The sequence below is a fragment of the Euzebyales bacterium genome, from assembly GCA_036374135.1.
In the GTDB taxonomy this organism is placed as follows: Bacteria; Actinomycetota; Nitriliruptoria; order Euzebyales; family JAHELV01; genus JAHELV01.
This window is the reverse complement of record DASUUK010000088.1, coordinates 1-24,744: the sequence shown is the minus strand read 5'-3', so window position 1 is coordinate 24,744 and position 24,744 is coordinate 1. Positions and strand designations below refer to the sequence as shown.

Here is a 24,744-nt window from a genome sequence, read left to right as displayed (position 1 = left end):
CGTTGCCGGTGGCGTCAGGGCCTGGACTCTTCGGACCCGTCGCCGGTCCAGCGCAGGTGGTAGGACCCGTCGTCGTCGGTGCGGCGGTAGGTGTGGGCGCCGAAGTAGTCCCGCTGCGCCTGGATCAGGTTGGCCGGGAGCCGCTCGCGGCGCACGCCGTCGTAGTAGCTGAGCGCCGACGCCAACGCCGGCACCGCGAGGCCATGGTCGAGCGCGGCCGTCACGACGCGCCGCCAGGCGGCCTGCCCCTCGGCGACCCCGTCACGGAAGTAGTCGGCGAGCAACAGGTTGTCCAGGCCGGTGTCCTCGTCGAACGCCTGCTTGATGCGGTCCAGGAACTTCGCCCGGATGATGCAGCCGCCCCGCCAGATGGTCGCGATGTCGCCGAGGTCGAGCTCCCAGTCGTACTCGGCCGACGCGGCGGCGAGCTGCTCGAAGCCCTGCGCGTACGCGACGATCTTCGCGGCGTACAGCGCGGCGCGGACATCGTCCACCAGCCCGTCGCGCGCGATGCCGCCGCCCGGCGTCGGACCCGAGAGGATCGCCGACGCCGCGCTGCGCTCGTCCTTGCGCGACGACACGACCCGTGAGTACACGGCCTCGGTGATGGCTGTGGACGGCACACCCAGCTCGAGCGCCAGCTGGGCGGTCCACCGGCCCGTGCCCTTCTGCGCGGCCTCGTCGAGGATCACGTCGACCATCGGCTCGCCGGTGCGCGGGTCCACCGTACCCAGGATGTCGGCCGTGATCTCGATCAGGAAGGACTCGAGATCGCCCGCGTTCCACTCCGTGAACACCTGGGCGAGCTCGTCGGTGCCCATGCCGGCGCCGTGTCGCAGCAGGTCGTAGCACTCGGCGATCAGCTGCATGTCGGCGTACTCGATGCCGTTGTGCACCATCTTGACGTAGTGACCGGCGCCGTCGGGTCCCAGGTACGTGCAGCACGGCGTGCCGTCGACCTGCGCCGCGATCGTCTCGAGGATGCCACCGACCTCGTCGTATGCGTCGGCGCGTCCGCCGGGCATGATGCTCGGGCCGTGCAGCGCGCCCTCCTCCCCGCCGGAGATGCCCGTGCCGATGAAGCGCAGGCCGCGCTCCGTCAGATCGCGCTCCCGACGGCGCGTGTCCGCGAAGTGCGCATTGCCACCGTCGATGACGATGTCGCCTTCGTCGAGCAGTGGTGTCAGCTCGTCGATGACGGCATCGGTTCCCGACCCCGCCTTGACCATGAGCAGCAGCCGTCGTGGTCGCTCGACCGCGCCGAGCAGGTCGTCGATCGTCTCGGCGCCGACGATCGGGCCCTCGCCGCCGTGCTCCTCGACGAACGTCGTCATCCGCTCGGTCGTGCGGTTGTACACCGCCACGCCGATGTCGCGACTGGCGATGTTTCGCGCCAGGTTCTGGCCCATCACGGCCATGCCGATGACGCCGATCTGCGCTGCGTCGGTCATCACGTCTCCGGTTCGTCGGGGCGGCGGGCGATCTTCGCCGCCCACCACAGCAGTGGCACCTGCAGGGGAACACGTACCCAGGCGACGGCCTCGCTGCCCAGCCAGTCGGGGAAGGCCCGGTAGCCACCGTCGAGTGCCGCCTGGATGTTGGCGACCCACACCCCGGCGAACGTGGCGAAGGCCGCGATGCCGCCGAGCCTTGCGGACCGCCGGAACGCCAGCAGGGCGGCGGACCCCAGCTCCGCTGCGGTCGCGACCTGGTTCCACACCAACGGGGAGCCGGGCAACCACCGCGGGATCAGCCGCTCGAACGGTGTCGGCCACACGATGTGGCTGACACCGGTCGCGGCGAGGAACGCCGCCAGCAGCAGGCGGGAGCGGTCCGACGTGCCGGTCGCGGCCATGGGCGGTCAGATGGCCGGCAGGCTGAAGCGTTCGGGATCCTGCGGCAGGTGCCACAGGCGTGGGGCGATCAGCTCGCTGGCGGCCTCCGGTCCCCACGAGCCCTGGGGATACGGCGCGGGGTGGCCGAGGTCCAGGATCGGCTCGACGAGCTCCCAGGTGCGGGCGATGCCGTCGGTGCGGGTGAACAACGTGCGGTCACCCAGCAGCGCGTCGTGGATCAGTCGTTCGTACGGCCCGATCAGCTGGGTACCGGTCTCGCCGTAGGTGAAGCGCATGTTGGTGCGGCCGAGCTTGAGGGCCGGGCCGGGCAGCTTGGCGAGGAAGCTGAAGCCCGCGCCGCCGCCGGACAGGTCGAACGTGAGGTGGTCCCGTTCGAGCCCGCTGTCGGGCACCTCTGGGAACATCGTGGCCGGCGGCCGTCGGAACGCCAACGTGACCAGTTGCTGCTTGTCGGCCATGGCCTTGCCGGTGCGCAGGAAGAACGGCACGCCGTCCCAGCGCCAGTTGTCGATGTGGATCCGCGCGGCCACGAAGGTGTCGGTCTCCGACCGCTCGGCGACGCCGTCCAGATCCCGGTACCCGTCGTACTGGCCGATCACCACGTCGTCGGCCGCCACGGACCGCATCGAGTCGAAGACCTTGAACTTCTCGTGCGTCAGCGGGCCCGATCGCAGCCGGACCGGCGGTTCCATGGCGACGATCGACAGCACCTGGAACAGGTGGGTCACCACCATGTCGCGGATCGCTCCAGTCTGGTCGTAGAACGCGACGCGGTTGTCGACGCCGAGGTCCTCGGGGACGTCGATCTGCACGTGATCGATGTGCGCACGGTTCCACATGGCCTCGAACGCACCGTTGGCGAAGCGGAACGCGAACAGGTTCTGCACCATCTCCTTGCCCAGGAAGTGGTCGATCCGGTACGCCTGGTCCTCACGCAGCACGCTGCGCACCGTGTCGTCGAGTTCGCTGAAGCTCGCGGGATCGGTACCGAACGGCTTCTCGAAGACGACGCGGGCGTCCTTGGCGAGGCCGGCCTCCCCGATGCCGGCGGTGATCGGTCCGAACGTGCTCGGCGGCGTGGACAGGTAGAACAGCGGCTGCGGATCGTCCTTGAACCGGCGCACCACGTCGGCGATCGCCTCCGACAGCACCTGCGTGTCGCCAGGTCGGAAGTCCGTCGACACGAAGTGCAGCCGGTCGGCGAACCGCGCGAAGCTGTCCTCGTCGAACGAGCATCGCTCGTGCTCGGTGATCGCGTCGCGGGCGATCTCGCGGAAGTCCTCGTCACTGACCTCGCTGCGCGCTGTGCCCAGCACGCGCCACTCGCGCGGGAGCAGGCCCTCCGCGTCCAGGTTGTACAGCGCCGGCAACAGCTTGCGCTTGGACAGATCTCCGTTGGCTCCGAAGACGACCAGCAGCGTGTCAGGGGGCGTGCGTGGCTGATCCATGGCGACCTCTTCGACAGGGGCACGGCGTTCCTACCCGCGTGCATCGCCGACCACCACATGCGGACCCGGGTCGGGTCGCGAATCTTGACACACGCGTTCCGCGGGTGCCTGCGATCGGTTGGGGGCCATAGGCTCGGTCCCACAGCGATGTCCGGCCGCCGAACGAACCTCGGGCTCCTTCTCGCACTCGTCGTGGCGACGGTGACGGGGTGGGCGGCGTTCGCGATCGGCAGCGCCGCAGGGGGTCCGGTGGTGATCGCGCACGGCGTGGCCGGCCTGGCGGTGGTGGTGCTGACGCCGTGGAAGCAGCGAATCGCGCGCCGGGGCCTGCGCCGCCGCCGGATCTCACGGTGGCCGGGCGTCGGCCTGTCGATTGTGATCGTGGTCACGGTCGTAACCGGTGTCCTGCATGCCGCGGGCGGTCGTCCACCCGGCGGTCTGACGTTCATGCAGGTGCACGTCGGCGCAGCCCTGGCCGCACTGCCGCTGGTGGTGTGGCACGTCGTGGCACACCCCGTACAGCCACGACGGACCGACCTCGACCGCCGATCACTGCTGCGTGCCGGGACGGTTACGGTCGGGGCCGCCGCCACCTGGCTGACCGCCGACGGCCTGTACCGGCTGGGCAACCGGCCGGTCCGGCGGTTCACCGGGTCGCACGAGCGGGGCACGGACGACCCGGCGCGCATGCCGGTCACGCAGTGGCTGTTCGACGACGTGCCGGTCATCGACCCATCGAGCTGGACCCTGGCCGTGTCGCAGGACCACGCCGTCCGCCGGTTGACGCTCGATGCGTTGCGCGCACACGACCAGGTCGATCGCCGGGCCGTGCTCGATTGCACCGGCGGGTGGTACGCCGAGCAGACCTGGACCGGTGTGCCGCTGACCGCGCTCGTCGACCCCAGGCCGGGGCGGCGGATCGTGGTGACGTCGGCCACCGGCTACAGCCGGGTGTTCCCGCTCCCGGCCGCCGCCGACCTGCTGCTGGCCGTCGCGGTGGCCGGTGCTCCGCTGTCGACGGGACATGGGGCGCCCGCGCGGTTGGTCGCGCCGGGCCGCCGCGGCTTCTGGTGGGTCAAGTGGGTCTCGGCCATCACCGTCGACGACGTCGCACCGTGGCGCCAACCGCCGTTCCCGCTGCAGTGAGCGACCCGTATGCTCCTGCGATGACGTCCGGGATGCACCAGCTCGCCGACGAGGTCCACGACACGGTCATGGCGCTGTCGCCGTTGGAGGCGAGCGTGCTCGGTGATCGCCGCTTCGACGCGATGCTCCCCGACGTGTCACCCGCCGGGCGTGCGGCCGCGCGCGAAGCGCTCGGACGGCTGGACGACCGTGTGGCGGCGCTGGACGATCGGGTGCTGACACGCGACGAGCGGGTCACCGCCGACGTCGCGCGCCACACGATCGCCCAGGCCCGCCACGAGCTGGACGACAGGTACGTACGCACCGCTGCGGGCCCGATCGCGTCGGGCGCGGGGATCGGCAGCCCCGTGTCAGCGCTGCTGGCCACCCTCCCGAAGGTGGCGCTCACCAATCCCGAGCAGGCGCGCGACCACCTGACGCGATGTGGGCGGATCCCCGACTGGCTCGAGGCGACCGAGTCCCAGCTGCGGTCGGGTGTCGCAACGGGCTGTGTCCCGGCGGCCCGGCTGGTCGCCCTGACCATCCGGCAACTCGACCGCTACCTGGGCACGCCGATCTCCGACGACCCGCTGCGGCGGGCACCGTCGGGGGGGACCGGCGACCCCGGGCGATGGCGCGCCGCGCTCGCCGACATCGTCGACACCAGGATCCGCCCGGCCCTGCGCCGGCACCGGGACGTGCTCGCCGACGAAATCGCGCCTGCCGCCCGGCGCGACGCCGAGGTGGGGCTCGTGCACCTGCCCGGCGGTGACGAGCTGTACCGTGACGCGGTCGCGGTCCACACGACGACCGCGACAACCCCCGAGCGCTACCACGAGCTGGGGCTCGAGCTGATCGCCGCCCTGGCCGACGAGTACCGCGACCTCGGGGGTCGCGTGCTGGGCACCACCCGTCTCGACGAGATCTTCGCCCGTCTGCGCGACGATCCTGCGCTGCGGTTCGTCTCCGCCGACCAGATCCACGCGACCGCGGCGGCGTCTCTGCGGCGCGCGCAGCAGGCGATGCCCGACTGGTTCGGCGACGTCGGCACGATCGCCTGCGAGGTCCGCCCGATCCCGGACGTCGAAGCGCCCGAGTCGACGATCGCGTACTACCAGCCTCCGACCCTGGACGGCACGCGCCCGGGCACCTACTACGTCAACACCAGCGACCCCACGACGCGCCCCCGGTTCGAGGCCGAGGTCCTGGCGTTCCACGAGAGCGTCCCCGGCCACCACACGCAGATCGCGACGGCGCTCGAGCTGGATCTGCCGACGTTGCGGCGCGTGCGCTACCTGACGGCCTACGCCGAGGGCTGGGGCCTGTACGTCGAGCGGCTCGCCGACGAGATGGGTCTGTACTCGGGCGATCTGGACCGCCTGGGGATGTTGTCGTTCGACTCGTGGCGGGCGTGCCGGCTGGTGGTCGACACCGGCATGCACGCACTGGGATGGTCACGGGACCGGGCCATCGCGTTCATGCTCGACAACAGCCCACTTGCGGCGAACAACGTCGCCAACGAGGTTGACCGCTACATCGGATGGCCCGGCCAGGCACTGGCCTACATGGCGGGGCGGCTGCGCATCGTCGAGCTCCGCGATCACGCGCGACGGACGCTGGGACCGGGCTTCGACATCGCCGCGTTCCACGACGCCGTGCTCGGATGCGGGCCCGTGCCGCTGCGCACGCTGCAGTCGCTCGTCGACGACTGGACGCGTGCCACGTCCGGCCACCCGGGCTGAACAATTCCGAAACGCGTGCGAGAGGATCACGATCGCACGCCGTGGCACCGCACGCTGTCACTATCGTTGCTGTCCCGGCGGAGCCCAATGGGTCGCCGCGCCACACGACCGAGGTTGCCAACGCCCGTGCCGCCAGTCATCACCTTCCTGTCGGACTTCGGCCTGACCGATCCGTACACGGGTATCTGTCGCGCTGTGATCGCTGCCATCGCTCCGACCGCCACGGTGGTCGACCTCATGCACACGGTGCCGGCGCTCGACATCGGGCGCGGCGCGACGGCGCTGGCCGACTGCGTGACCGTGGCGCCGGCTGCCGTGCACCTGGCGGTCGTCGACCCCGACGAGCAGGCGCGCCCAGGCGTGGTGCTCACCGCCGGGGACGCGTTGCTGGTAGGCCCGGACAACGGTCTGTTGCCGCCGGCCGCCGACGCGCTGGGTGGCGCGCGGTCGGCGCACAGGTTGACGGAGCGGCGGTGGCACCGCGATGCGGTCTCGCCGGTGTTCCGCGGGCGCGACGTGTTCGCGCCGGTGGCGGCGCACCTCGCGCGTGGCGAGGAGCCAGCGGCGTTCGGCCCCGAGCTGGCCGTCGACGACCTGCAGCGGTTGCCCGGCCGCGCTGCGGACGTCAGCGACCGACGGATCGCCGCATCCATCCGCCACGTCGACTGCTATGGCAACATCCAGATGACCGTCACCACGGGCGACCTGCACCGTGCGGGACTCGACGGCGGACGTCCGGTACGGATCGGCACGCACCACGAGACCGTCGACGTGCGCCGGGTCGGCAGCTTCTCAGACCTCGCCGCCGGTGAGCTCGGCATCGTGGAGGACTCGTTCGGCTGGCTCGCGATCGTGGCCGGCGGCGCGGACGCGTCGCTGCGGCTCGACCTGCGGTCCGGCGACGCGATCCGGCTGGGGGATGGCTGATGGCGCCGCGGGGGGATGTCAGCGCAGCGGCGCCGGTACGACCGGCGATCGACGCGACGCCGACGGTCGGCCATGCCGATCCGAGCGGCGCTGATGTCGGCGGAGCGGGCCTCGGCGCGACCGGTCCCGGTCCGGGCGGTCGCGGCGACGGCATCCGCCGACACGGCCGCCCGGACCGGGCGGTGCTCCGTCGGCTGCTCGCGTGGTACGGCCTGTCGCGCGGGATCGTGTGTGCCGCCGTCCTGGCCGGTTGGTCGTTGCAGCCCGCGCTCGAGCTCCGGGCCCTGCTGCGCCGCCTGGACGCGAGCTGGTACATCGAGACCGCACGCCTGGGCTACGAGGCGCAGGCCGCGACGCCGGCGGCCATCGAGGCCGACCCGGGGGTCCTGCGGGGCGCGTTCTTCCCGCTGTGGCCGCTGCTCGTGCGCGCGACCAACCCGCCCGGCGTCTCGCTCGAGGTCAGTGCCACCGTGCTCGCCACGGTCCTGGGGTTCGGCGTCGTCGTCGGGTCGTGGGTCCTGATCGCGCGTCTGGCGGACCGCACGACCGCTGATCGCGCCGCGCTGCTCGTCTGCGTGTTCCCCGGCTCGTTCGTGCTGTCCATCGCCTACGCCGAGGCCCTGATGCTCTGCCTCGTCGTTGCGTGCCTGCTGGCGTTGCAGGACCGCCGGTGGGTGCTGGCGGGGATGGCTGCGGCGCTGGCCACGGCGACCAGACCGAACGCGATCGCTCTGGTCGGCGCCTGTGCCTGGGCGGCGGTCGTCGCAGTACGCCGTCGGCGCGAGTGGGCCAGCCTCGTCGCGCCCGCGCTGGCGCCACTGGGCGTCGTCGCGTTCCATGGGTACCTGTGGTGGTGGACGGGGCAACCCGACGCGTGGAACCTCATCCAGCGCAACGGCTGGGAGGAGCGCATCGACCTCGGCGCGCGCAACGTGGATCGGCTCGGCGCGCTCGTGCGGTGGGACGCTCCCGACACCGGCACCGTGCTCATCGGCCTGGGCGCCGTCACCGTCGTGGTCGCCTGCTGGGCGCTGTGGCGTTGGCGGCCGCCGGCCGAGCTGGTCCTGTACGCGGCCGGTGTGATCGGGCTCGCGCTGATCGCGCACACACTGGGGCCACGCCCGCGGTTCGTGTTCACCGCCGTCCCGCTGGTCTGGGCGCTCGCCGTGTGGCTGCGGGGTGAGTGGTTCCGCCTCGTGACGCTGGCCTCGAGTGCGGGGCTGGCCGTGCTGAGCGTGCTGTACATCGTCGGCAGCGTCGCCAAGCCGTAGCCGTCCCGAGGAGGTCGGACATGACCGCACAGGCGGGGCCCCGCCGCCTGCTGCGCTGGCTCGTGACGCCTCCCGACTTCCCCCCCTTCCGCGACGGCTCGTTCGGCAGCCGCACCCACGACCCCGCACCCGCGGCCTGGCTCGGCATCGCGCTCGGGGTCGCGTTCGGCATCTGCTTCGTCACCGGCCTGCTGTCCCACCTCATCCAGAGCGGCGGCAGCCTGGTGGCGCACGACGTGGTCAGCGGTGGAGGCTGGCGGGCGTGGCCGACCGCCGGTGGGCAGCTGTACCGGGTGACGCAGGGCCTGCACGTGACCAGCGGGATCGCCGCCTTCCCACTGCTGTTCGCCAAGCTGTTCGTCGTGTACCCGCAGCTGTTCACCTGGCCGCCCGTGCGCGGCGTGCGCCATGCGGTCGAGCGGGCGAGCCTGCCGCTGCTGATCGGCGGCAGCATCTTCATGCTGCTCACCGGGGTGCAGAACGTCATGTACTGGTACCCGTGGGGGTTCTTCTTCCCCGTCGGTCACTACTGGGCGGCGTGGGTGACGACCGGCGCCCTCATCGCGCACATCGGTGCGAAGGCGTCCATCTCGGCCGCGGTCGCGCGGCGGGGGCTGCCCACCGCCGCGGCTGAACCACCGACCGCAGGGTCGGCCGGTGAGTCACGCGGGTCGGCCACCGACGCGCCGGCCACGGCACCGGCCGGCGCGGTGCGCACGTTGCCGCCCGACGGCGGCCTCACCCGCCGCACGGTGCTGACCGCGACCGCGGCGGTCTCCGGCGTCGCGGTCGCCGCATCGGTCGGCGGGACGATCAGGCCACTCGCCCCGTTGGCGGTGCTCAATGCCCGCAACCCGACCATCGGCCCGCAGGGGTTCCCGGTCAACAAGACCGCCGCCTCGGCGCGGGTGGAGGACGCGGCGACGGCCGACGACTACCGCCTGCGGGTCACGGGCGCCGACGAGCCGCTGACCCTGTCGCGCAGCGACCTGCTGGACCTGCCACAGCGCGACGCGGTGCTGCCGATCGCCTGCGTCGAGGGCTGGTCGGCGGTCAAGCGCTGGCGCGGCGTGAGCGTGGCGACGCTGCTCGAGCGGGCCGGCGCGCGGCAGGGATCGCGGGTGCGCGTGGTGTCGTTGCAGTCGGTCGGGTTCTACCGTTCGAGCGACCTCACGCCGGAGTTGGCGGCCCACCCCGACACGCTGCTGGCGCTGAAGGTGGGCGATGAGGACCTCCACCTGGATCACGGATTCCCGGTGCGCCTGATCGCCCCGAACAACCCTGGGGTGCTGCAGACGAAGTGGGTGGGGGAGGTGCGGATCCTGTGACGTCCGACTCCGACCGCGCCCCACAGGACCGGCTCGAGCGGCACGTCGAGGCGGTGCCGGCGCCGCTGTTCTGGGGGTTGACGCTGGCCGGTCTGGCCGTCATGGGGTTCGGCCTGTACGGCATCGTGCGGTTCCAGGGCACCGGCATCCTGGACGTGCGCGTCCGGCAGATGGCGACGTGGGTCGTCGGGGCGATCATCGTGCACGATCTGGTGTTCGTACCACTCGTCCTCGCCGTCGGTCGCGGCCTGCGGTGGGTACGGCCGCGGGCGCTGCGCGCACCGCTGCAGGCCGGGCTCGCGGCCTCGGCGCTGGTGACCTTGCTGGCGTATCCGTTGATCCGCGGTTACGGCGTCCGCGGTGGTGACCCCAGTCGGCTACCGCTGAACTACACGGTCGGCTATCTTGCGCTGCTCGCGGTCATCTGGCTGGGCTGCGCCCTGTGGGCCTGGCGACGCGGTCGACCGGCGCGACGGGGCGACCCTGCCACCCACGGGTGACGTCGGACGGGAGGCGGCATGCAGGTACTGGTCACCGGCGGCGCCGGCTTCATCGGCTCGCACGTCGTCGATGCACTGGTCGGCGACGGGCACCGCGTCCGGGTGCTCGACGGGTTCACCGACGCGGCGCACGCCGCGCGTCCTTCGTACCTGCGTGACGACGTCGACTACGTCGAGCTGGACCTGGCGGACTTGGGAGGCGACCATCGCGTCGTGGCGGGGGCCGACGCCGTCGCGCACCTGGCTGCCCGCGTGGGCATCGGCCGCGACTTCTCCGATGTCACCGACTACGTGGCCGACAACGACCTGGGCACCGCCGTCCTGCTGCGCGCGCTCGCCGACGTGGACTTCGCCGGACGCGTGGTGCTCGCCAGCTCGATGGTCGTCTACGGGGAAGGGCGGTACCGGGCGCCCGATGGCCGGTCGGTGCGGCCCGACGCCCGCCGTCCGGCCGACCTCGACGCCGGCCGGTTCGAGCCCACCGATCCGCACACCGGCCGCGACCTGCGGCCGGAGCCGGTGCCCGAGTCGGCGCCGCTCGACCCGCGCAGCACCTACGCCGTGACCAAGGTCGCCCAGGAGCACCTTTGCCGCGTGTTCGGCCGCGAGCGGCGCGCGCCGGTCACCCTGCTGCGCTATCACAACGTGTACGGGGCGCGGATGCCACGCGCCACCCCGTACGCGGGCGTCGCGTCGGTCTTCCGCAGCGCCTACGAGGACAGCCGGGCGCCGCGCGTCTTCGAGGACGGCGGACAGCTCCGGGACTTCATCCACGTGCGTGACGTCGCCGCGGCGACGGTCCGTGCGCTGACCGTCGACCGCGCGGTCGACGGGCCGATCAACGTGGCGACCGGGGCACCGCGCACCGTGCTCGAGCTCGCGACGGCCCTGCGCGACGGGTTCGGCGGCGCGGCCGCCGATCCGGTCGTGACCGGCGAGTGGCGCGCCGGTGACGTCCGCCACGTGTTCGCCGACCCTGGTCGCGCGCGCCGCGAGCTCGGGTTCGCCGCCGAGGTGCCGTTCGAGGATGGCGTCGCCGAATTCGCGCGCGTCCCGCTGCGCGCGCCGCTGGTCTCGGGGTAGCGGCATGGACCGGGTCGTCGCCGTCCTGCCCGCGTTGAACGAGGCCGACGCGCTGCCCGCCGCGTTGGCGGGGGTGCCCGACTGGGTGGAGCTCGTCGTCGTTGACAACGCGTCGACCGACGGCACCGCGGCCGTCGCGGCCGCCCTCGGGGCGCGTGTCGTGCACGAGCCGTTCCGCGGCTACGGCGCCGCGGTGCAGCGGGGGCTGGCGGCGGCGGCCGGCGCCGACCACATCGCGATCCTCGACGCGGACGCGACGTTCGACTGGGCCGACCTGCACGCCATGCTCGCGCCGCTGCGGGCCGATGCGGCCGATGTCGTGTTCGGACGGCGCGTGCCGCACCGGCGTGAGCCGGGCGCGATGCCGTGGCACGTCGCCGTCGCCAACGCCGTGCTGGGCCGCGTGTGCGGTTGGTTGGCCGGGACGACGTTGCACGACATCGGTCCGTTCAAGGTCGTCCGCGGCGACGCGGTGGCATGCATCGACGCCCGCGACCGGACGTACGGCTGGCCGCTGGAGTTCGCGCTGCGTGCCGCCCGCACCGGACTGCGTGTCACCGAGGTCGACGTGGCGTACCGGGTGCGGGCCGGCGTGTCGAAGGTCACGGGCCGCCCGTGGGCGACGACGAAGACCGCCGGCAGGATGCTGGTGGTCCTCGCGCGCCACGCGTTCATCCTGCGTCCCGGGTCCCGCGAGCGGGGGGCCACACCGGCGCGCTGACGCGCGAGGTGGCCGTGGCCGTCGACGCGCGCTGCGGCCGCCGGGGCGTTGGTCGTGCGCTGGCGCGCCTGCGGCGTCGACCGTTCGTGTGACGTACGGGCAGACGCCGGTCATGCGTCGTCGAGCTCTGCGGCGGCCTCCCGGGTGGCGATGACAACGGCGTCGTGCCGGCGGATCTTGGACGCGGGCACGCCGGTTCCCTGGAGCCCCGCCCGCACCGCTGCGGCCTTCTCCGCGCCGGTGATCTGCCACACGAGCAGGCGGCCGGCGTTGATGGTCGGATAGGTGAGGGTCATGCGCATGCGGCCCTGGTAGGGCCCTGCGATCGCCACCGAGCGGTCACGGACCTTCAGCACGGGATCGGAGGGCACGAGCGACGCGGTGTGCCCATCCTCGCCGATCCCGAGGTGCACGACGTCCGCGATCGGTGGCACTCCACAGACGAGCTGGAGCCGCTTGGCGTAGGACCGGGCGGATTCGTCCAGGTCCTCGTCGGTCACCGGCATGGGATGCAGCAGCGCATCGGGGATGTCGGCGCTGCGCAGCAGCGTTCCGGTGATCATCCCCCAGTTGCGGTCGGGGTGGCCGTCGGGCGCCGCCCGCTCGTCGACCTGGATGATGTGGGTCGCGTTCCAGCGGACGTCCATCTCGCCGAGGCGTTCGAGCATCGGCGCGGGTGTCGAACCGCCGCTGAACGCGAGCACGGCGCGACCGCGAGTGCGGACGCCCTCACGTGCCGCCTCGGCGATGATCTCGGCGGTCCGCTCGGCCACGGACGCCTCGTCTCCGAAGGTCTCGATCCGCATGGCGGCGAGGATGCCCCTCGCCGCCGGCCGGCAACCGTGGCACCGACCGGACGCCGGTTGGGGCGGACGCGCGGTCGCGGTGCACGGGAACGGGAACCTCATGACGGCGGCGGGGTGAACCGGGCCTGCCCGGGGCATCGTCGAGGCATGGCGACCGATCCGCTGCCCGCAGAGGTCCTCGACGACGTCGTCGAACTGCTGGCCGCCTGTCCGGCGTTCGTCGGTGTGCACCGCGACCGCCTCGCGTCGCTGGCCGCCGAGTCCGAGATCGCCTACGTCGACGAGGTCACGGCGCCCACGCTGCCCGCCCTGGTCGTCCAACGCGGCGGACTCGTCGTGCGCGACGACGCCGACCGCACGGTCGACATGGTCGGACAGGGCGAGTTCAGCGCCCCGTCCGGCAGCGAGCGGCTCGATCCCGTCGAACCGTCCATGGTGGTGTGGCTGCCTGAGCACGCGATCGATCTCGCCTGGTCCGCCCAGCCCGACCAGTTGGCGCGCCTGCTCGACAGGCCGGCGCGCTCGATCGACCTGCAGACCGCGTCGGTCCGCACCGTGATGCGGGCACCGGTGCACACGGCGACGGCCGACGAGTCGTGCGCCGCCGTCGCCGCCCGCATGACCGCCGAGCGGATCTCGTCGATCGTGGTGCTCGACGACGAACGCGCCGGCATCGTCACCGATCGGGATCTGCGTTCCCGTCTGGTGGCGCAGCAGCGCCCGCCGTTGACGCCGGTCGGAGACATCGCGACCTGGCCGGTCCGCACCGTGACCGCCCGCACGCCCGTGTTCGAGGCGCTGATCGAGATGCTCGCCACCGGCATCCACCACCTGCCGGTGACCGAGGACGGGCGCCTCGTGGGGATTGTCAACTCCAACGACGTCCTGGAACTCGGAACCCGCAGCCCGTTGCACCTGCGGTCCGCGATCGACCACGCCGACTCGGTGGACGGCGTCGCGCACGTGCTGGGCAACCTCCCGGAGACCGTCCGCGCGCTGTTGGCCGCCGGCACGACGGCGGGCGACGTGGGACGCGTCATCGCCACGGTGACCGATCGCGTCCAGCGGCGGCTGCTCGCGCTCGCCTTCGAGGAGCACGGCGACCCGCCAGGCGGGTTCGGGTGGATCGCGTTCGGGAGCCAGGCGCGGCGCGAGCAGACCCTCCACAGCGATCAGGATCATGGCCTCGTGCTGCCCGACGGCACCGACGACGAGGCCCATCGCTGGTGGCAGCGGGTCGCAGGATGGATGGTCGACGCGTTGGAGCGGTGCGGCTACCCCCGCTGCAACGGCGGCGTGATGGCGGTCAACGACGCGTGGCGTCACGACGTGTCGGGATGGCGCGCCGCGTTCGGCGACTGGATCGACCGACCCAGCGAGTACCACCTGATGGAGTCCAGCATCGCGTTCGACCTGCGCTCCGTCGCCGGCGACCTGCAGGTCCGGGAGCTGATGGCACCGGTGATCGCCACCGTGGCCGACCGCGGCATCTTCCTCGGTCGGCTCGCCCGCGATGCGACGGGTCACCGGCCGCCGCTCGGCTTCTTCGGGCGCTTCGCCGTCGAGCGATCGGGCGACCACAAGGGCTCGTTCGACGTCAAGGCAGGAGTGATGCTGCCGATCACCGACATCGCCAGGCTGCACGCGCTCGTCCGCGGCAGCACCGACATCGCCACCGACGACCGCCTGGCCGGTGCCGCGGCGGCGGGGCAGTTGTCCGACGATCTGGCGGCGACGCTGCGCGCAGGCTACGAGCTGGCGACCGGGCTACGGTTGCGACGCCACCTCCGCCAGCATGACAGGGATCAACCGCTGGACAACTGGCTCGATCCCGATGACCTCGAGGCTCTGGTCCGCGCCCAGCTGCGGGCGACGTTCAAGGCGATCCGCACCGCACAGCAGAGCATCGAGAGCCGCTACCAGACCGGCCTGCTGGGCTAGGCCGGCGCCACGATCGCGGACGGCGACAAGGAGTTGCGATGAACGAGTTGAAGGTCGTCAGAGGCGGTGACCTGTCGGACGAGACATCCCAGTCGGGAGGTATGACGCGACGTGCCGCCGTGTCGGGCGACCTGGTCGGCGCCAGCGCGTTGTGGATGGGCGAGACGCGGGTCGCGCCGGGAACGGCCAGCCAGCCCCACCACCACGGCAGGTCGGAGACGGGGATCTACGTGGTGGCCGGCACGCCGGTCTTCTCGTATCGCGACGACCGCGGCGAACTCGTCCGGTTGACCACGACCCCAGGCGACTACGTCTACGTGCCGCCGCAGGTACCGCACATCGAGGAGAACCCGTCGCAGGACATCGAGGCGGTCGTGGTCATCGCCCGTACGACGCAGGAGGCGATCGTAGTCAACCTGCACGTGCTGTAGGGCCGTCGGCATGCGGTCGTGGTTGAGGCGTCGCGACGACCGGGACTGGCGCGATGTCGAACTGCTGGCGCTGGACTTCGAGACGACGACCGGTGAGCCGCGCGAGGCCGAGCCGCTGTCGGTCGGCTGGGTGACGGTCCGCCACGGTCGCGTGCACCTGGCGGATGCCGGGTACCGTCTGGTCGCCCACGACGGGCATCTCCCACACGCGGCCCTGCCGATCCACGGGTTGCTGCCGACGGACCTCAGTGGCGGCGGATCGCTCGACGACGTCGCCGACCGCCTGCGCGAGGTCGCGCGTGACCGGGTCGTCGTCGCCCACGGCGCCTGGATCGAGCACGCCCTGCTGGGACGCCTCGGCGTCGGTCATGCCGGTGTGGTCGACACGATGGCGATCGTGCGCCGTCTCGACGAGCGCGACGGCGGCGCGCCGCGCGCCGCCTCGCTGAACGCGACCGCGCGCCGCTTCGGCGTGACCCCCTTCCGCGCGCACCACGCGTTCGGTGACGCGCTGACCACCGCCCTGCTGCTGGTCGTCCTCGCCACGCGTCTCGAACGGGCCCGTGGCCGCTGCCCGGTCGACGACCTGCTGCGTCTGGGCCGGACCTGACAGCGGTCAGCCGAGGTCGCCGGTCTGCACGTCGATGAACACGTTGCGGATGTCCTCGGGCCGGTCGAGCTCGTACAGCCTGCCGCCGGTGATGGCGGTGACCGACTCGAGGGTCCCGAAGTCGGCCTCCGGTCCGTAGCCGACGCCGATGAACAGCACCGGCCGTTGCGGGTCCACGAGATCCCGCAGCCGGGCCTGCAGCTGCTGGAGCGAGATGCCGTCGTCATCGTCGTTCTGGCCGTCGGTGAAGAAGATCACGGCGTTGAGACGTCCGGTCTCGTAGTTGTCGAGCATGTGCTCGTAGCTCGCGGCGATCGTGTCGAACAGGCCGGTGTCCTCACGGGGCTGCAGTCCCCGGATGGCCGCGACCGCCGCCTGCTGACGGGTCCCGGCCCGGAACTGATCGCTGAGCTGGCCGAGGGGCACGAGCTCGCGATGGTCCTGGTCACCGTTCAGGCGGGTCGAGAACTCCCAGATGCCGGCCGACGAGGCAGGGTCGAGCAGCTGGATGCCGGCCGCCATGCCCTGCGCCGACAGCTCCAGGCGACTTGCGCCCGTGCCCGGCACCTCGGTGACCATCGAGCCCGACACGTCGATGACAGCGAGCAGGTTGCCGGTCTGGCTCAGTCCGCGCCACGCCTCGGTCAACGGACCGACGATCAGCGCGGGCACCGGCTCGGGCTCCGGTGGCGCCAGGTCCGGGCGCATGCCGCCGGCCTCGATCAGCTCGGGGGTCGTCTCGCGCGAGCTGCCGCGGAACCCGGCGGCGGCGAGGCGCTCGGCACCCTCCGGGGCCTGCATCGCCTCGAGCAGCGCCGCCGCCGCTTCGTCGGACCCCTCGTCGGCCCAAGGGACCTGCAGCCGCGCGAACGGGTAGTCGGCATCCGACGCGCCGTCCTCCGGGTACCACACGGCCAGCGGGGTGTCCGGGGCCGCGCTCCGTCCTCCGCCGTTGTACAGCCACACCATCTGCTCGGTCAGCGGGATCGCCGACACGGTCCGCAGCAGCTCGTCGTTCTCGTCCACCGCACGTAGCTGTTCGAGCTGCTCGTTGGTCGTGGTCCCGAGGTACTCGACGCGACGCTCGAGGAGCAGGAGCTGCGCCTGCGCCTCGAAGCGGGCCTCCTCGGACTGCTCCGTGTCGCCGGTCGGCAGCGCGCCGACCGCTCGCGTCAGCGCGGACACGGCGGAGATCGTCGGTTCCGCCGCGACGTTCTCCACCAGGCTGATGCGGAACGCCCCCCACTGTTCGCGGTCCCGCTCCGCCCATGCGTTGTCGGCCGCCGACAGGTTCGCGACAGTCTCCCACGACAGGCCCGCCTCCGGCCACCCCAGCTCGTCGGCCATCGGCTGCGGCATCGCGATGACGGAGGGCGACCGCGCGACCGACGGCGCGTCGGACACGTCGAGCATGTCGCCGACGCCGCGCGTGCCCGCCGCCAGCGCGAGCTCGGTCGACGTCGTGGGGATCCATACGTGCGGCGCCGGTCCGTCGCTCTCCGTGTTCCATCCGCGACTCAGCGCATCACGCACCGTGGGTGGTGCGACGCCACGGACCTCGATCTGGACGCAGCGCAGCGAGGCCCGCTCCGCGGCCTCACGGGCGATGTTGCGCACCGCAGCTGCGATCTCGGGTGCGGCGGCGACGACCAGTTCGGCTTGCTCCGCGGACGGGCACGATGCGTCGGGCGACTGCGAGGCGGTCGACCCGACCTCGGCCGTCGACGTGGTCTCGCTGCGATCCACGATGTCGAAGCCGACGAGCGCGAAGCCGACCAGGACACCGAGCACGATCGCCGACAGGGCGACCGCCCCCCGGAGCAGCCAGGATCGTCGCGTGTTCGGTTCGACCCTCTCCTGCACGTGTTCAGCCCGTCACCATCTCGTACCGCTCCAGATCCCGGCGGGAAACGGCATGGTAACCGCCTTCTGGGAGCACTGAGAAGACACGCTTCACCACGTAGCGCGGCCGATCCGCTGCGTAGTCGCTTCGGCGCGTGTGCACGCCCGTCGCGGGCTCGTGAGGCCCGAGGCGGGCGGCGACGAGGCGGTCACGCGGCCGCCGCACCGGGTGCCGACAGGTCGGCGTCGGGCAGCAGCGTGACCTCCGTGCCCAGCACACCGCGCAGCTCGAGCAGCGTGAAACGCCGCGACGGTCCCACGGGCAGGTGCTGGTCGCAGACTGGACGCACAGGTGCGCTGCCCAGCGGTAGCGCGATCCGTGCCGCGAGCGTGCGTTCGTACAGCAGCTGCTCGCCCCGGAAGTGGGGGTGGGCCACGAACGTCGTCGGCGGGCGGAGGTAGCCGTCGCGCAGGCAGCGGGCGCACACGTCGGGGATCTCGATGCGCAGCACCCGCTGGCGTTGCGCACGGTAGCCGAGCTCGTACTCGAGCACGTCGCCGTCGAGGTCGACCGTCAGCAGGACGTAGCTGCGCGCCGGGTGCCGGGCGCCCAACTGGCCGAGCAGTTCCACGGCACGGTCACGGTCGGCGAAGGCGTAGAAGCCGCAGCGGCAGTCGAGGCCCGGTGGCGCACAGCCGCGGCGACGGCAGTTCGCGAGCTCGTCGACGCCGTACCGCAGGCTCGTCACGCCGGCGAGCCATGCATCGTCGCCCGGACCGACGATCAACTGCGCGATCTTGTGTCCGCGGAACGCATCGAGGCCGGCCGTGGGGTCGTGGCCGGACCACGCGCCCCGCCGGGCGCGCCGTTGCACGGCCTCGGCCAGCCCGCGCGCGAGCAGGGGCAGTGCCAGCACCGTCAGACTGAACAGCGTCTCCACGATGCGTAGCCGGTTGGTCTAGCGCTCCGAGGGCTCCGAGCCGACGGGCTGGTCGTCCGCAGGCTCGTCATCGGCCGCGGTGTCCACGAGGATCTCCTCCATCTCCTCGAACTCCCGCAGCTCGTGCGGCCGACGGATGTGATGACGTGCGACAGGTCGTCCGAGGTCCATGCGGGCTCCTTCGCGCTGGTCCCGACCTTCGAGCTCCAAAGTACCGTGCCGACGCCGCCGCCGGAAGTGCGATGTGGAGCACATGCGGGTCCACGCCGGGTCTCGAAAGATTCGCGAACGGTCACCGGGGGCCGTCGTCGCGTGCACCGTGTGCCGGGCTACGCTCGCGGCCATGGTGCTCACCCGCCGGTTGGCGTGGGCGCTTCCCTGGTTCGGTGCAGGAGCGCACGGGAGGCGCCCGGCATGACCGTCGCGCCTCTACGCGGGCGCGTCGGCGGTCCCGCTGCGGTCCCGCGCGCTCCTGGTGATGATCGCCCCGGGGCCGTGCTCGACGACCGTCGTGATGCCGTGGCGCTGCCCGGCCTGGCCCTGCTGGTGGTGGCCGCCCACCTGGTGACCCACCGTGACGGCGTGCTGGTCGGCATGGACGTCGCGACGCAGTTCATCCCCTGGTACGGGTGGCTGGGGGAGCAGTTGGCGACCGGGGCGATCCCGCAGTGGAACCCCAGTGTGTTCGCCGGCATGCCGTCGGCCGGCGATCCGCTGTCGGGCTGGGGCTACCTCCCGGTGATGCTGCCGTTCGGGCTCCTCGATCTCGCCCCCGCGGTGCACATCTACCTCATCGCGCAGTTGCTGCTGATCGCAGTGGGAACCTACGTGCTGGCGCGTTCGTTGCGGCTCCCGGTGGCCGCAGCGGTCGCGGCCGCCGTCACGGCGACATTCAACGGATTCGTCTTCCAGCGCAACATGTGCTGCGTGGCGTTCGTCTCCGTCGAGGCGTGGATCCCGTGGCTGCTGCTCGGACTGGACCGCGCGCTGGTCACACGCGGTGTCCGTCGTGTCGGCGCGTGGGCGGTCGCCGGCGTCGCGCTCAGCCAGATCGCCGGCGGATGGCTCGGCCAGGGGACGCTGTACGTCCTGATCCTGGCGACCGCGTGGCTGACCGGTCGCGCGCTGCTCGCCGAGCGGCCATGGCGCGACCGGGTGCGCACGCTCGCGCTCAACGCCGGCGTGCTGACGCTCCTCGGCCTTGGCCTGTCGGCGCCCGTCGTGTGGCCACGCCTGCAGGTCAACCCCACCACCAACCTCGCGGGTGGGTACCCGGGCCAGAGCATCACGAGCTGGCACGGCGGATGGGCGCCGACCGACTGGATCGAGCTGGTGCGACCGGGCATCTGGCACGTGGGCGCACTGCCACTCGCACTCGCGGTGGTCGCGCTGTTCATCGCCCGCCGCGACCGCCTGACCTGGCTGCTCGGAGGCATCGTCGCGGGCGCGCTGATCCTCACCCTGCCTATGGTCACGCCGCTCAACGCGCCGCTGCTCGCGTTGCCCGGCGTCGACCGGGTGCTCACGCACGCCCCACAACGCGCGGTGCTGATCGCCCATCCGACCATCGCGTTGCTCGTCGGCGTGACGGTCGCCCGGTTGCGGGTGCCGCGGGTCGCGCCCCGGATGGTCGCGGTCGCGCTCATCGCCGTCCTCGCGGCAGAGCTCACGATCGCCAACGTGCTCGAGATCGGCCGCGCGCTCGAGGCGGAGCGCAACCCGGATCTGCTCCGGCGCATCGATGTCGCGAGCTTCTACGAGCCGTCCGCCGCCGGCGCGTTCCTCCAGCGGGAGAGGGATCGCGGCCGGATCGGCCGGTACGCCGCGTTCACGCCGGTCGCACGTGATGACGGGTCGGTCGTGTCCGCGTCGTACTTCTTCTTCTGGCAGTACCCGAGCGTGCAGGCGATCGAGGCCCACAACGAAGGCATGCTGCTCGGTCTCGAGCACGTCCAGGGCTACAACCCGATCCACGTCGCGCGCTTCGACGACCTGATCACGGCCGGCAACGGTCGCGGGCAGGACCACCACGTGGCCAACCTGTTCCCGGTGGCCTTCGACCGCGGCGCCTTCGATCTGCTCAACGGACGGTGGGTGGTGCTCAACCGCAGCATCGACCATCGCGACCCCGGCCTCGTCGGAGAGCGGATGGCCACATGGCCCCAGGTGTTCGCCGACCGCCGTGTGCGTGTGCTCGAGAACCCCGACGCGCTGCCGCGCACGTGGCTGGTCCACGATGCGCGCCGCGTCGCGCCCGGCGACGCGCTCGACCTGATCACCGCGGGCGACGTCGACCCGCGCACGACGGCGCTGCTGACGGGCGCACCACCGCCGTTGGACCCCGACGGGGGCGGTACCGCCGAGGTCGTCGGGAGGACCACCGACAGCCTCGACATCGCGGTCGACGCGAGCGGCGACGCATTGCTCGTCGTCTCCGAGATCCACCACCCGCTGTGGCGCGCGACGATCGACGGACGTCCCGCCGACGTGGTCGTGGTCGACGACGTGCTCCGTGGCGTCGCCGTCCCGGCCGGGCTCCACCGGATCGTCCTGCACACCGACGACGCCGTCCTGCACGTCGGCCTCGCAGTCGCCCTGGCGACCGCGCTCGCACTCGCTGCCGCGGGCGTCCACCTGGCGCACCGGGCACGGCGCGTGTGAGCCGGGGGACGGGCTGTGAGGTGGCGATCGCCGTCGTCGCCAAGGCACCGGTGCCGGGGCGCGTGAAGACGCGGATGCAGCCCGTCCTGAGCGCCGCGCAGGCAGCCGACCTCGCGGCTGCGATGCTCGCCGACGTCACCGCCGCGGCGCAGGCGACCGGCGCGCAGGTGTGGTGGTCGTACGCGGGGGACCGTGCGGTGCTCGATGCGCTGCGACCGGCCGGCGTGCTGTTGCTCGCGCAGGTCGGTGAGGGCCTGGGAGCCCGCCTCGCCCACGCGCACACCACCCTGCACGGTCGCGCGGAGCGGGTCCTGCTGGTCGGCGCGGACTGCCCGACGCTCGACGCCGCCGCACTGCGATCGGCGAGCGCGCTGCTCGACGACCACGATCTCGTGCTCGGCCCCGCCGATGACGGCGGCTACACGCTGGCGGGCACGCGCACGTCTGCGCCATCGCTGTTCACGGCGGTGCCGATGAGCACGCCGCACACGGCGGTCGACACGCTGGCCGAGGCGGAGCGCCTGGGCCTGCGCTCGGCTGTCATGACGGCGCGTCCCGACCTCGACCGCGTCGGCGACCTGCGTCACGCCCTGGCCGGCGGCTGGCTCGCGTCGGCACCCCGCACCCGCGCGATCGCCGCGGGCCTGGTGCCCGCATCGTGACCCAGGTACGTCAGGTGCGCGGCTCCCACGTCCATCGCCGTCGGGCCACCACGAACGCCGCCACGGCCCACACCGCCATCACGGCGAGGTGATCGGGGAAGAATCCCGCGCCCGGGACGGTCGGGTTGACCCCGTCCGCCACGGCGTTCGCGAAGTGCTTCAACGGAAAGATCCATCCGACGATGTCCATCCACCGCGGCAGGTCGCCGATCAGGAAGATGTCGGAGAAGAACGCCAGCGGCAGCAGGGTCGCGTTGGCTATGGCCGGGACCGCCCGGGCGGTCGGCGCGGCGGCCGCGAGTGCCAGGCCGAGCGCGGCGAAGCACGCGATGCCCACGATGACCGACGTCGCGAGGCCCGGCAGTGCCCGGGGGACCAGCTCGACGTCGTGCACGAGCACGCCGACGGTGATCGTGACGGTCAGGCTGACGAACGCCACGACGATCGCCGACGTCATGCGCCCCGTCATGAACGCCCACACCGGCAGCGGCGTGCCGTGGATGCGCTTGAGCACACCCGTGTCGCGCGCACGCGCGACGCGCTCGGCGAAGTCGGCGTACGCTGCGGTGGCAGCACCGAACACGGCGAGCACGCCCGCGAGGAACTGGGTGAGGGGCACGCCGCCGCGCGCCTCGATCTCCTGGTCGCCGAACACGACGGGCAGCAGGAGCAGCAGCATGACCGGGAAGCCGACGGTGAAGAACGCCGAGGCGGTGTCGCGCCAGAACGCACGTGTGGCGTAGCCGGTCTGCTGCGCGATCAGACCGATCACACCCGGTTGCGACCCTTGGTCGACGGGTCGCAGCACCAGCGCGGGATCAGGCGTCGGCGCAGGCCCCGCCCGCGCCGGCGTCCGTCGTCCGGCGCGCCGGCCCGCGCGTGCCGGCTCCCAGCGGAAGAAGCGCAACGCGATCAGCGCACCGGCCACCCCCCACGCCGTCATGACCGCCAGGTGGTCCCAACCGAACTGGGGGCCGGTCGAGAAGGGATCGAAGGTGTCGGCCAGCGCGTTGGCGAAGTGCTTGAGCGGGAAGAACCAGCCGAGGCGTTCCAGCCACGTCGGCAACGGGCCGATCGAGAAGATGTCGGAGATGAACGCCAGCGGCAGGATGATCGCGTTGGTCAACGCCTGCGTGGCGCCCTGGGACGGTGCGACCGTGACGACGGCCAGACCCAGGGCCGCGAAGCAGCCGATGCCGACAATGACGGTCAGCACCGCCGCCGGAGCGGTGCGCGCGATCAACTCGACACCGAAGAATGCGACGCCCACGGCGACCATCAGCGCGACCGACAGCACCGCGACCCACACGGTCGAGCCGATGCGCGCCACGAGGTACATCCACGGCGCCAGCGGCGTGCCACGCACGCGTTTGAGGATCCCGTCGTCCCGCTCGATCACGACGCCGATCGCCAGCGACGTGAACGACGCCGTCGTCGCCGCGAACGCCGCGACCGCCGGCGTGAGGAACTGCGCCACGCGCAGGCCTCCGCTGTCGGGCACCTCCTCGTTGCCGATCAGGGCCGACAGCAGCACGAGGAACACCAGCGGGAAGATGAGCGTGAAGAACGCCGCGATCGGGGAGCGCCAGAAGGTGCTGTTCTCGTAGCGCAGGAACGTCCACACCATCGCGGCCGGCGACGGGCGACCGGTCGCGACGGCCGCACCGGGGCGCGCCTCAACCGCCACTTTGCTCGCCGATCAGTCGCAGGTAGACGTCCTCGAGGGTGGGGCGGTCCAGGCGCAGGGACTCGAGCTCCACGCGCCGGGTGGCGGCCCAGGCGGTCAGCGTCGCGAGCGTGGCCGTCGGCGTCGGCGTGTGGGCGGTGATCTGGGTCCCGGCGACCAGTACGTCGACGGCGCCGAGCGTGGGCAGATCCGCCGCTCGCGCGTCGGCCGGCAGCCGGAAGCTGATCACCGCGTCCGCGGACTGTGCGTCGCGCAGCTCGTCGGGCGTGCCGAGGGCGACCAGCCGGCCCTTCGCCATCACAGCGACCCGGTCGGCGAGGTGCTGCGCCTCGTCCATGTAGTGGGTCGTCAGCAGGATGGTCCTGCCGAGCGTCTTGAGGTTGTCGACCAGTTCCCACGCCCGTCGGCGCGCCGACGGGTCGAACCCGGTCGTCGGCTCGTCGAGGAAGATGAGCTCGGGGTCGCCGACGAGCCCCAACGCGAGGTCGAGCCGGCGCCGCTGCCCGCCCGACAGCGTCTTGACGCGCGCGTCGGCCTTGTCGGCCAGGCCGACGAGCTCGATCAGCTCGTCGACCGCCCGCCGCCGCGGGTACATCCCGCGGTACAGCGTGACGAGCTCGCGGACGGTGAACTCGTCGTCGACGCCCGCCTCCTGCAGGACGATGCCGATCCGTTCGCGGAGCTCGCGACCCCCGTGCCCGGGATCGACCCCGAGGACCTCCACGCGGCCGCTGGTACGGGTGCGATGGCCCTCGAGGATCTCGACCGTCGTGGTCTTGCCCGCGCCGTTCGGCCCCAGCAGCCCGAACACCTCGCCTCGCCGCACGTCGAAGGAGATGCCGCGGACGGCCTCGACCGGGCCGTAGGACTTGCGCAGGTCGCGCACCTCGATCATGGCCAGGACGCTACGGCCCGCGCGGCGCGCTGTCGTCCCGCGCCGGAGCGATCTTGCGGGTCCCTCTGGCGGGGGACGCCAGGCGTGCGGCGGTCGGAGACAATGACGGACGTGAAGCCGCTGCCGGTAGCCGTCGCGCTCGGCGCGATCGCGACCGTCGAGACCGCGTTGCGGGCGGACGGCGCGCCGCCCGACGCGCTGCTGCTCGCGCTGGCCGCGACCCTGCCGCTCGCGCTCGTGCGCCGCCATCCGCTCGCGATCGCGGCG

At 72.4% G+C, this 24,744-nt stretch carries 22 protein-coding genes; 13 read left to right on the top strand and 9 right to left on the bottom strand.

The window, feature by feature from the left end:
• Positions 1 to 14: 14 nt before the first annotated feature.
• Genes gndA through zwf form a run of 3 tightly spaced genes read right to left on the bottom strand, consistent with a single transcriptional unit; the run spans position 15 to position 3,304 of the window.
• Positions 15 to 1,451, bottom strand: a complete 1,437-nt coding sequence (gene gndA, locus VFZ70_15065) for an NADP-dependent phosphogluconate dehydrogenase (protein ID HEX6257126.1) — start codon at positions 1,449 to 1,451, stop codon at positions 15 to 17.
• Entirely contained in the window at positions 1,451 to 1,855 is a 405-nt protein-coding gene (locus tag VFZ70_15060) for a hypothetical protein (GenBank protein HEX6257125.1), read from the bottom strand. Before VFZ70_15060 ends, gndA begins: the two co-directional genes overlap by 1 nt.
• 6 nt (positions 1,856 to 1,861) lie before the next feature.
• On the bottom strand, positions 1,862 to 3,304 hold the full coding sequence (zwf, locus tag VFZ70_15055; GenBank protein HEX6257124.1) for a glucose-6-phosphate dehydrogenase: 1,443 nt from the start codon (positions 3,302 to 3,304) through the stop codon (positions 1,862 to 1,864).
• A gap of 147 nt (positions 3,305 to 3,451) precedes the next feature.
• Between zwf and VFZ70_15050 the strand changes: the two genes are divergently transcribed.
• The 8 genes from VFZ70_15050 (at position 3,452) to VFZ70_15015 (ending at position 12,001) form a co-directional block, all read left to right on the top strand.
• Positions 3,452 to 4,450 carry a molybdopterin-dependent oxidoreductase gene (locus VFZ70_15050; GenBank protein ID HEX6257123.1) on the top strand — a complete coding sequence of 333 codons (999 nt, stop codon included), beginning with the start codon at positions 3,452 to 3,454 and terminating at the stop codon, positions 4,448 to 4,450.
• Positions 4,451 to 4,470: 20 nt separating this feature from the next.
• On the top strand, positions 4,471 to 6,171 hold the full coding sequence (locus VFZ70_15045; GenBank protein HEX6257122.1) for a DUF885 domain-containing protein: 1,701 nt from the start codon (positions 4,471 to 4,473) through the stop codon (positions 6,169 to 6,171).
• A 126-nt stretch (positions 6,172 to 6,297) separates the two neighbouring features.
• Complete coding sequence (locus VFZ70_15040; protein HEX6257121.1) at positions 6,298 to 7,098, top strand: SAM-dependent chlorinase/fluorinase; 801 nt, start codon at positions 6,298 to 6,300, stop codon at positions 7,096 to 7,098.
• On the top strand, positions 7,098 to 8,369 hold the full coding sequence (locus tag VFZ70_15035; GenBank protein HEX6257120.1) for a hypothetical protein: 1,272 nt from the start codon (positions 7,098 to 7,100) through the stop codon (positions 8,367 to 8,369). The genes VFZ70_15040 and VFZ70_15035 overlap by 1 nt, the downstream gene beginning before the upstream one ends.
• 20 nt (positions 8,370 to 8,389) lie before the next feature.
• Complete coding sequence (locus VFZ70_15030) at positions 8,390 to 9,697, top strand: molybdopterin-dependent oxidoreductase (protein HEX6257119.1); 1,308 nt, start codon at positions 8,390 to 8,392, stop codon at positions 9,695 to 9,697.
• Positions 9,694 to 10,197, top strand: coding sequence for a hypothetical protein (locus tag VFZ70_15025; protein HEX6257118.1), 504 nt, complete (start codon positions 9,694 to 9,696; stop codon positions 10,195 to 10,197). Before VFZ70_15030 ends, VFZ70_15025 begins: the two co-directional genes overlap by 4 nt.
• 18 nt (positions 10,198 to 10,215) lie before the next feature.
• Complete coding sequence (locus tag VFZ70_15020; GenBank protein ID HEX6257117.1) at positions 10,216 to 11,280, top strand: NAD-dependent epimerase/dehydratase family protein; 1,065 nt, start codon at positions 10,216 to 10,218, stop codon at positions 11,278 to 11,280.
• 4 nt (positions 11,281 to 11,284) lie between these two features.
• The gene (locus tag VFZ70_15015) at positions 11,285 to 12,001 is read left to right on the top strand and encodes a glycosyltransferase family 2 protein (GenBank protein HEX6257116.1); all 717 of its coding nucleotides are present in this window, start codon (positions 11,285 to 11,287) and stop codon (positions 11,999 to 12,001) included.
• Between the two features lie 110 nt (positions 12,002 to 12,111).
• On the opposite strand, the gene pgl is transcribed toward VFZ70_15015, so the two are convergent.
• Positions 12,112 to 12,807: a 6-phosphogluconolactonase gene (gene pgl / locus VFZ70_15010; protein ID HEX6257115.1), complete on the bottom strand. Its 696-nt coding sequence runs from the start codon at positions 12,805 to 12,807 to the stop codon at positions 12,112 to 12,114.
• A 147-nt stretch (positions 12,808 to 12,954) separates the two neighbouring features.
• Here pgl and VFZ70_15005 point away from each other — a divergent pair, with 147 nt between their 5' ends.
• The 3 genes from VFZ70_15005 to VFZ70_14995 are packed head-to-tail and all read left to right on the top strand — an operon-like array spanning position 12,955 to position 15,789.
• Positions 12,955 to 14,748: a DUF294 nucleotidyltransferase-like domain-containing protein gene (locus VFZ70_15005; GenBank protein ID HEX6257114.1), complete on the top strand. Its 1,794-nt coding sequence runs from the start codon at positions 12,955 to 12,957 to the stop codon at positions 14,746 to 14,748.
• A 38-nt stretch (positions 14,749 to 14,786) separates the two neighbouring features.
• On the top strand, positions 14,787 to 15,179 hold the full coding sequence (locus VFZ70_15000; protein ID HEX6257113.1) for a cupin domain-containing protein: 393 nt from the start codon (positions 14,787 to 14,789) through the stop codon (positions 15,177 to 15,179).
• A gap of 10 nt (positions 15,180 to 15,189) precedes the next feature.
• Positions 15,190 to 15,789 (top strand): 3'-5' exonuclease, encoded by a 600-nt coding sequence (locus VFZ70_14995; protein HEX6257112.1) that lies wholly within the window; start codon positions 15,190 to 15,192, stop codon positions 15,787 to 15,789.
• A gap of 6 nt (positions 15,790 to 15,795) precedes the next feature.
• Here VFZ70_14995 and VFZ70_14990 read toward each other — a convergent pair whose 3' ends face one another.
• The 3 genes from VFZ70_14990 to VFZ70_14980 form a co-directional block, all read right to left on the bottom strand.
• Positions 15,796 to 17,652: a substrate-binding domain-containing protein gene (locus VFZ70_14990; GenBank protein HEX6257111.1), complete on the bottom strand. Its 1,857-nt coding sequence runs from the start codon at positions 17,650 to 17,652 to the stop codon at positions 15,796 to 15,798.
• Between the two features lie 188 nt (positions 17,653 to 17,840).
• Positions 17,841 to 18,572, bottom strand: a complete 732-nt coding sequence (locus VFZ70_14985) for a hypothetical protein (protein HEX6257110.1) — start codon at positions 18,570 to 18,572, stop codon at positions 17,841 to 17,843.
• Positions 18,573 to 18,590: 18 nt separating this feature from the next.
• Positions 18,591 to 18,743 carry a hypothetical protein gene (locus VFZ70_14980; protein HEX6257109.1) on the bottom strand — a complete coding sequence of 51 codons (153 nt, stop codon included), beginning with the start codon at positions 18,741 to 18,743 and terminating at the stop codon, positions 18,591 to 18,593.
• A 243-nt stretch (positions 18,744 to 18,986) separates the two neighbouring features.
• Here VFZ70_14980 and VFZ70_14975 point away from each other — a divergent pair, with 243 nt between their 5' ends.
• Both VFZ70_14975 and VFZ70_14970 read left to right on the top strand, forming a co-directional pair.
• Positions 18,987 to 21,233 (top strand): hypothetical protein, encoded by a 2,247-nt coding sequence (locus tag VFZ70_14975; GenBank protein ID HEX6257108.1) that lies wholly within the window; start codon positions 18,987 to 18,989, stop codon positions 21,231 to 21,233.
• A 20-nt stretch (positions 21,234 to 21,253) separates the two neighbouring features.
• On the top strand, positions 21,254 to 21,895 hold the full coding sequence (locus VFZ70_14970; GenBank protein HEX6257107.1) for a TIGR04282 family arsenosugar biosynthesis glycosyltransferase: 642 nt from the start codon (positions 21,254 to 21,256) through the stop codon (positions 21,893 to 21,895).
• Positions 21,896 to 21,905: 10 nt separating this feature from the next.
• Here VFZ70_14970 and VFZ70_14965 read toward each other — a convergent pair whose 3' ends face one another.
• Together VFZ70_14965 and VFZ70_14960 are read right to left on the bottom strand one after the other, a co-directional pair.
• Positions 21,906 to 23,582: an ABC transporter permease gene (locus VFZ70_14965; GenBank protein HEX6257106.1), complete on the bottom strand. Its 1,677-nt coding sequence runs from the start codon at positions 23,580 to 23,582 to the stop codon at positions 21,906 to 21,908.
• Complete coding sequence (locus tag VFZ70_14960) at positions 23,572 to 24,477, bottom strand: ABC transporter ATP-binding protein (protein ID HEX6257105.1); 906 nt, start codon at positions 24,475 to 24,477, stop codon at positions 23,572 to 23,574. Before VFZ70_14960 ends, VFZ70_14965 begins: the two co-directional genes overlap by 11 nt.
• Positions 24,478 to 24,744 lie beyond the last annotated feature (267 nt).

What these genes read in the sequence shown, in the direction of transcription:
- VFZ70_15045 (HEX6257122.1), top strand. Translation starts at nt 4,471, where the DNA reads ATGACGTCCGGGATGCACCAGCTCGCCGACGAGGTCCACGACACGGTC.
- VFZ70_15020 (HEX6257117.1), top strand. Translation starts at nt 10,216, where the DNA reads ATGCAGGTACTGGTCACCGGCGGCGCCGGCTTCATCGGCTCGCACGTC.
- VFZ70_15050 (HEX6257123.1), top strand. Translation starts at nt 3,452, where the DNA reads ATGTCCGGCCGCCGAACGAACCTCGGGCTCCTTCTCGCACTCGTCGTG.
- VFZ70_15030 (HEX6257119.1), top strand. Translation starts at nt 8,390, where the DNA reads ATGACCGCACAGGCGGGGCCCCGCCGCCTGCTGCGCTGGCTCGTGACG.
- pgl (HEX6257115.1), bottom strand. Translation starts at nt 12,807, where the DNA reads ATGCGGATCGAGACCTTCGGAGACGAGGCGTCCGTGGCCGAGCGGACC.
- VFZ70_15035 (HEX6257120.1), top strand. Translation starts at nt 7,098, where the DNA reads ATGGCGCCGCGGGGGGATGTCAGCGCAGCGGCGCCGGTACGACCGGCG.
- VFZ70_14980 (HEX6257109.1), bottom strand. Translation starts at nt 18,743, where the DNA reads ATGGACCTCGGACGACCTGTCGCACGTCATCACATCCGTCGGCCGCAC.
- VFZ70_15015 (HEX6257116.1), top strand. Translation starts at nt 11,285, where the DNA reads ATGGACCGGGTCGTCGCCGTCCTGCCCGCGTTGAACGAGGCCGACGCG.
- zwf (HEX6257124.1), bottom strand. Translation starts at nt 3,304, where the DNA reads ATGGATCAGCCACGCACGCCCCCTGACACGCTGCTGGTCGTCTTCGGA.
- VFZ70_14960 (HEX6257105.1), bottom strand. Translation starts at nt 24,477, where the DNA reads ATGATCGAGGTGCGCGACCTGCGCAAGTCCTACGGCCCGGTCGAGGCC.
- VFZ70_14995 (HEX6257112.1), top strand. Translation starts at nt 15,190, where the DNA reads ATGCGGTCGTGGTTGAGGCGTCGCGACGACCGGGACTGGCGCGATGTC.
- VFZ70_14975 (HEX6257108.1), top strand. Translation starts at nt 18,987, where the DNA reads ATGACCGTCGCGCCTCTACGCGGGCGCGTCGGCGGTCCCGCTGCGGTC.
- VFZ70_15005 (HEX6257114.1), top strand. Translation starts at nt 12,955, where the DNA reads ATGGCGACCGATCCGCTGCCCGCAGAGGTCCTCGACGACGTCGTCGAA.
- VFZ70_15000 (HEX6257113.1), top strand. Translation starts at nt 14,787, where the DNA reads ATGAACGAGTTGAAGGTCGTCAGAGGCGGTGACCTGTCGGACGAGACA.
- gndA (HEX6257126.1), bottom strand. Translation starts at nt 1,451, where the DNA reads ATGACCGACGCAGCGCAGATCGGCGTCATCGGCATGGCCGTGATGGGC.
- VFZ70_15060 (HEX6257125.1), bottom strand. Translation starts at nt 1,855, where the DNA reads ATGGCCGCGACCGGCACGTCGGACCGCTCCCGCCTGCTGCTGGCGGCG.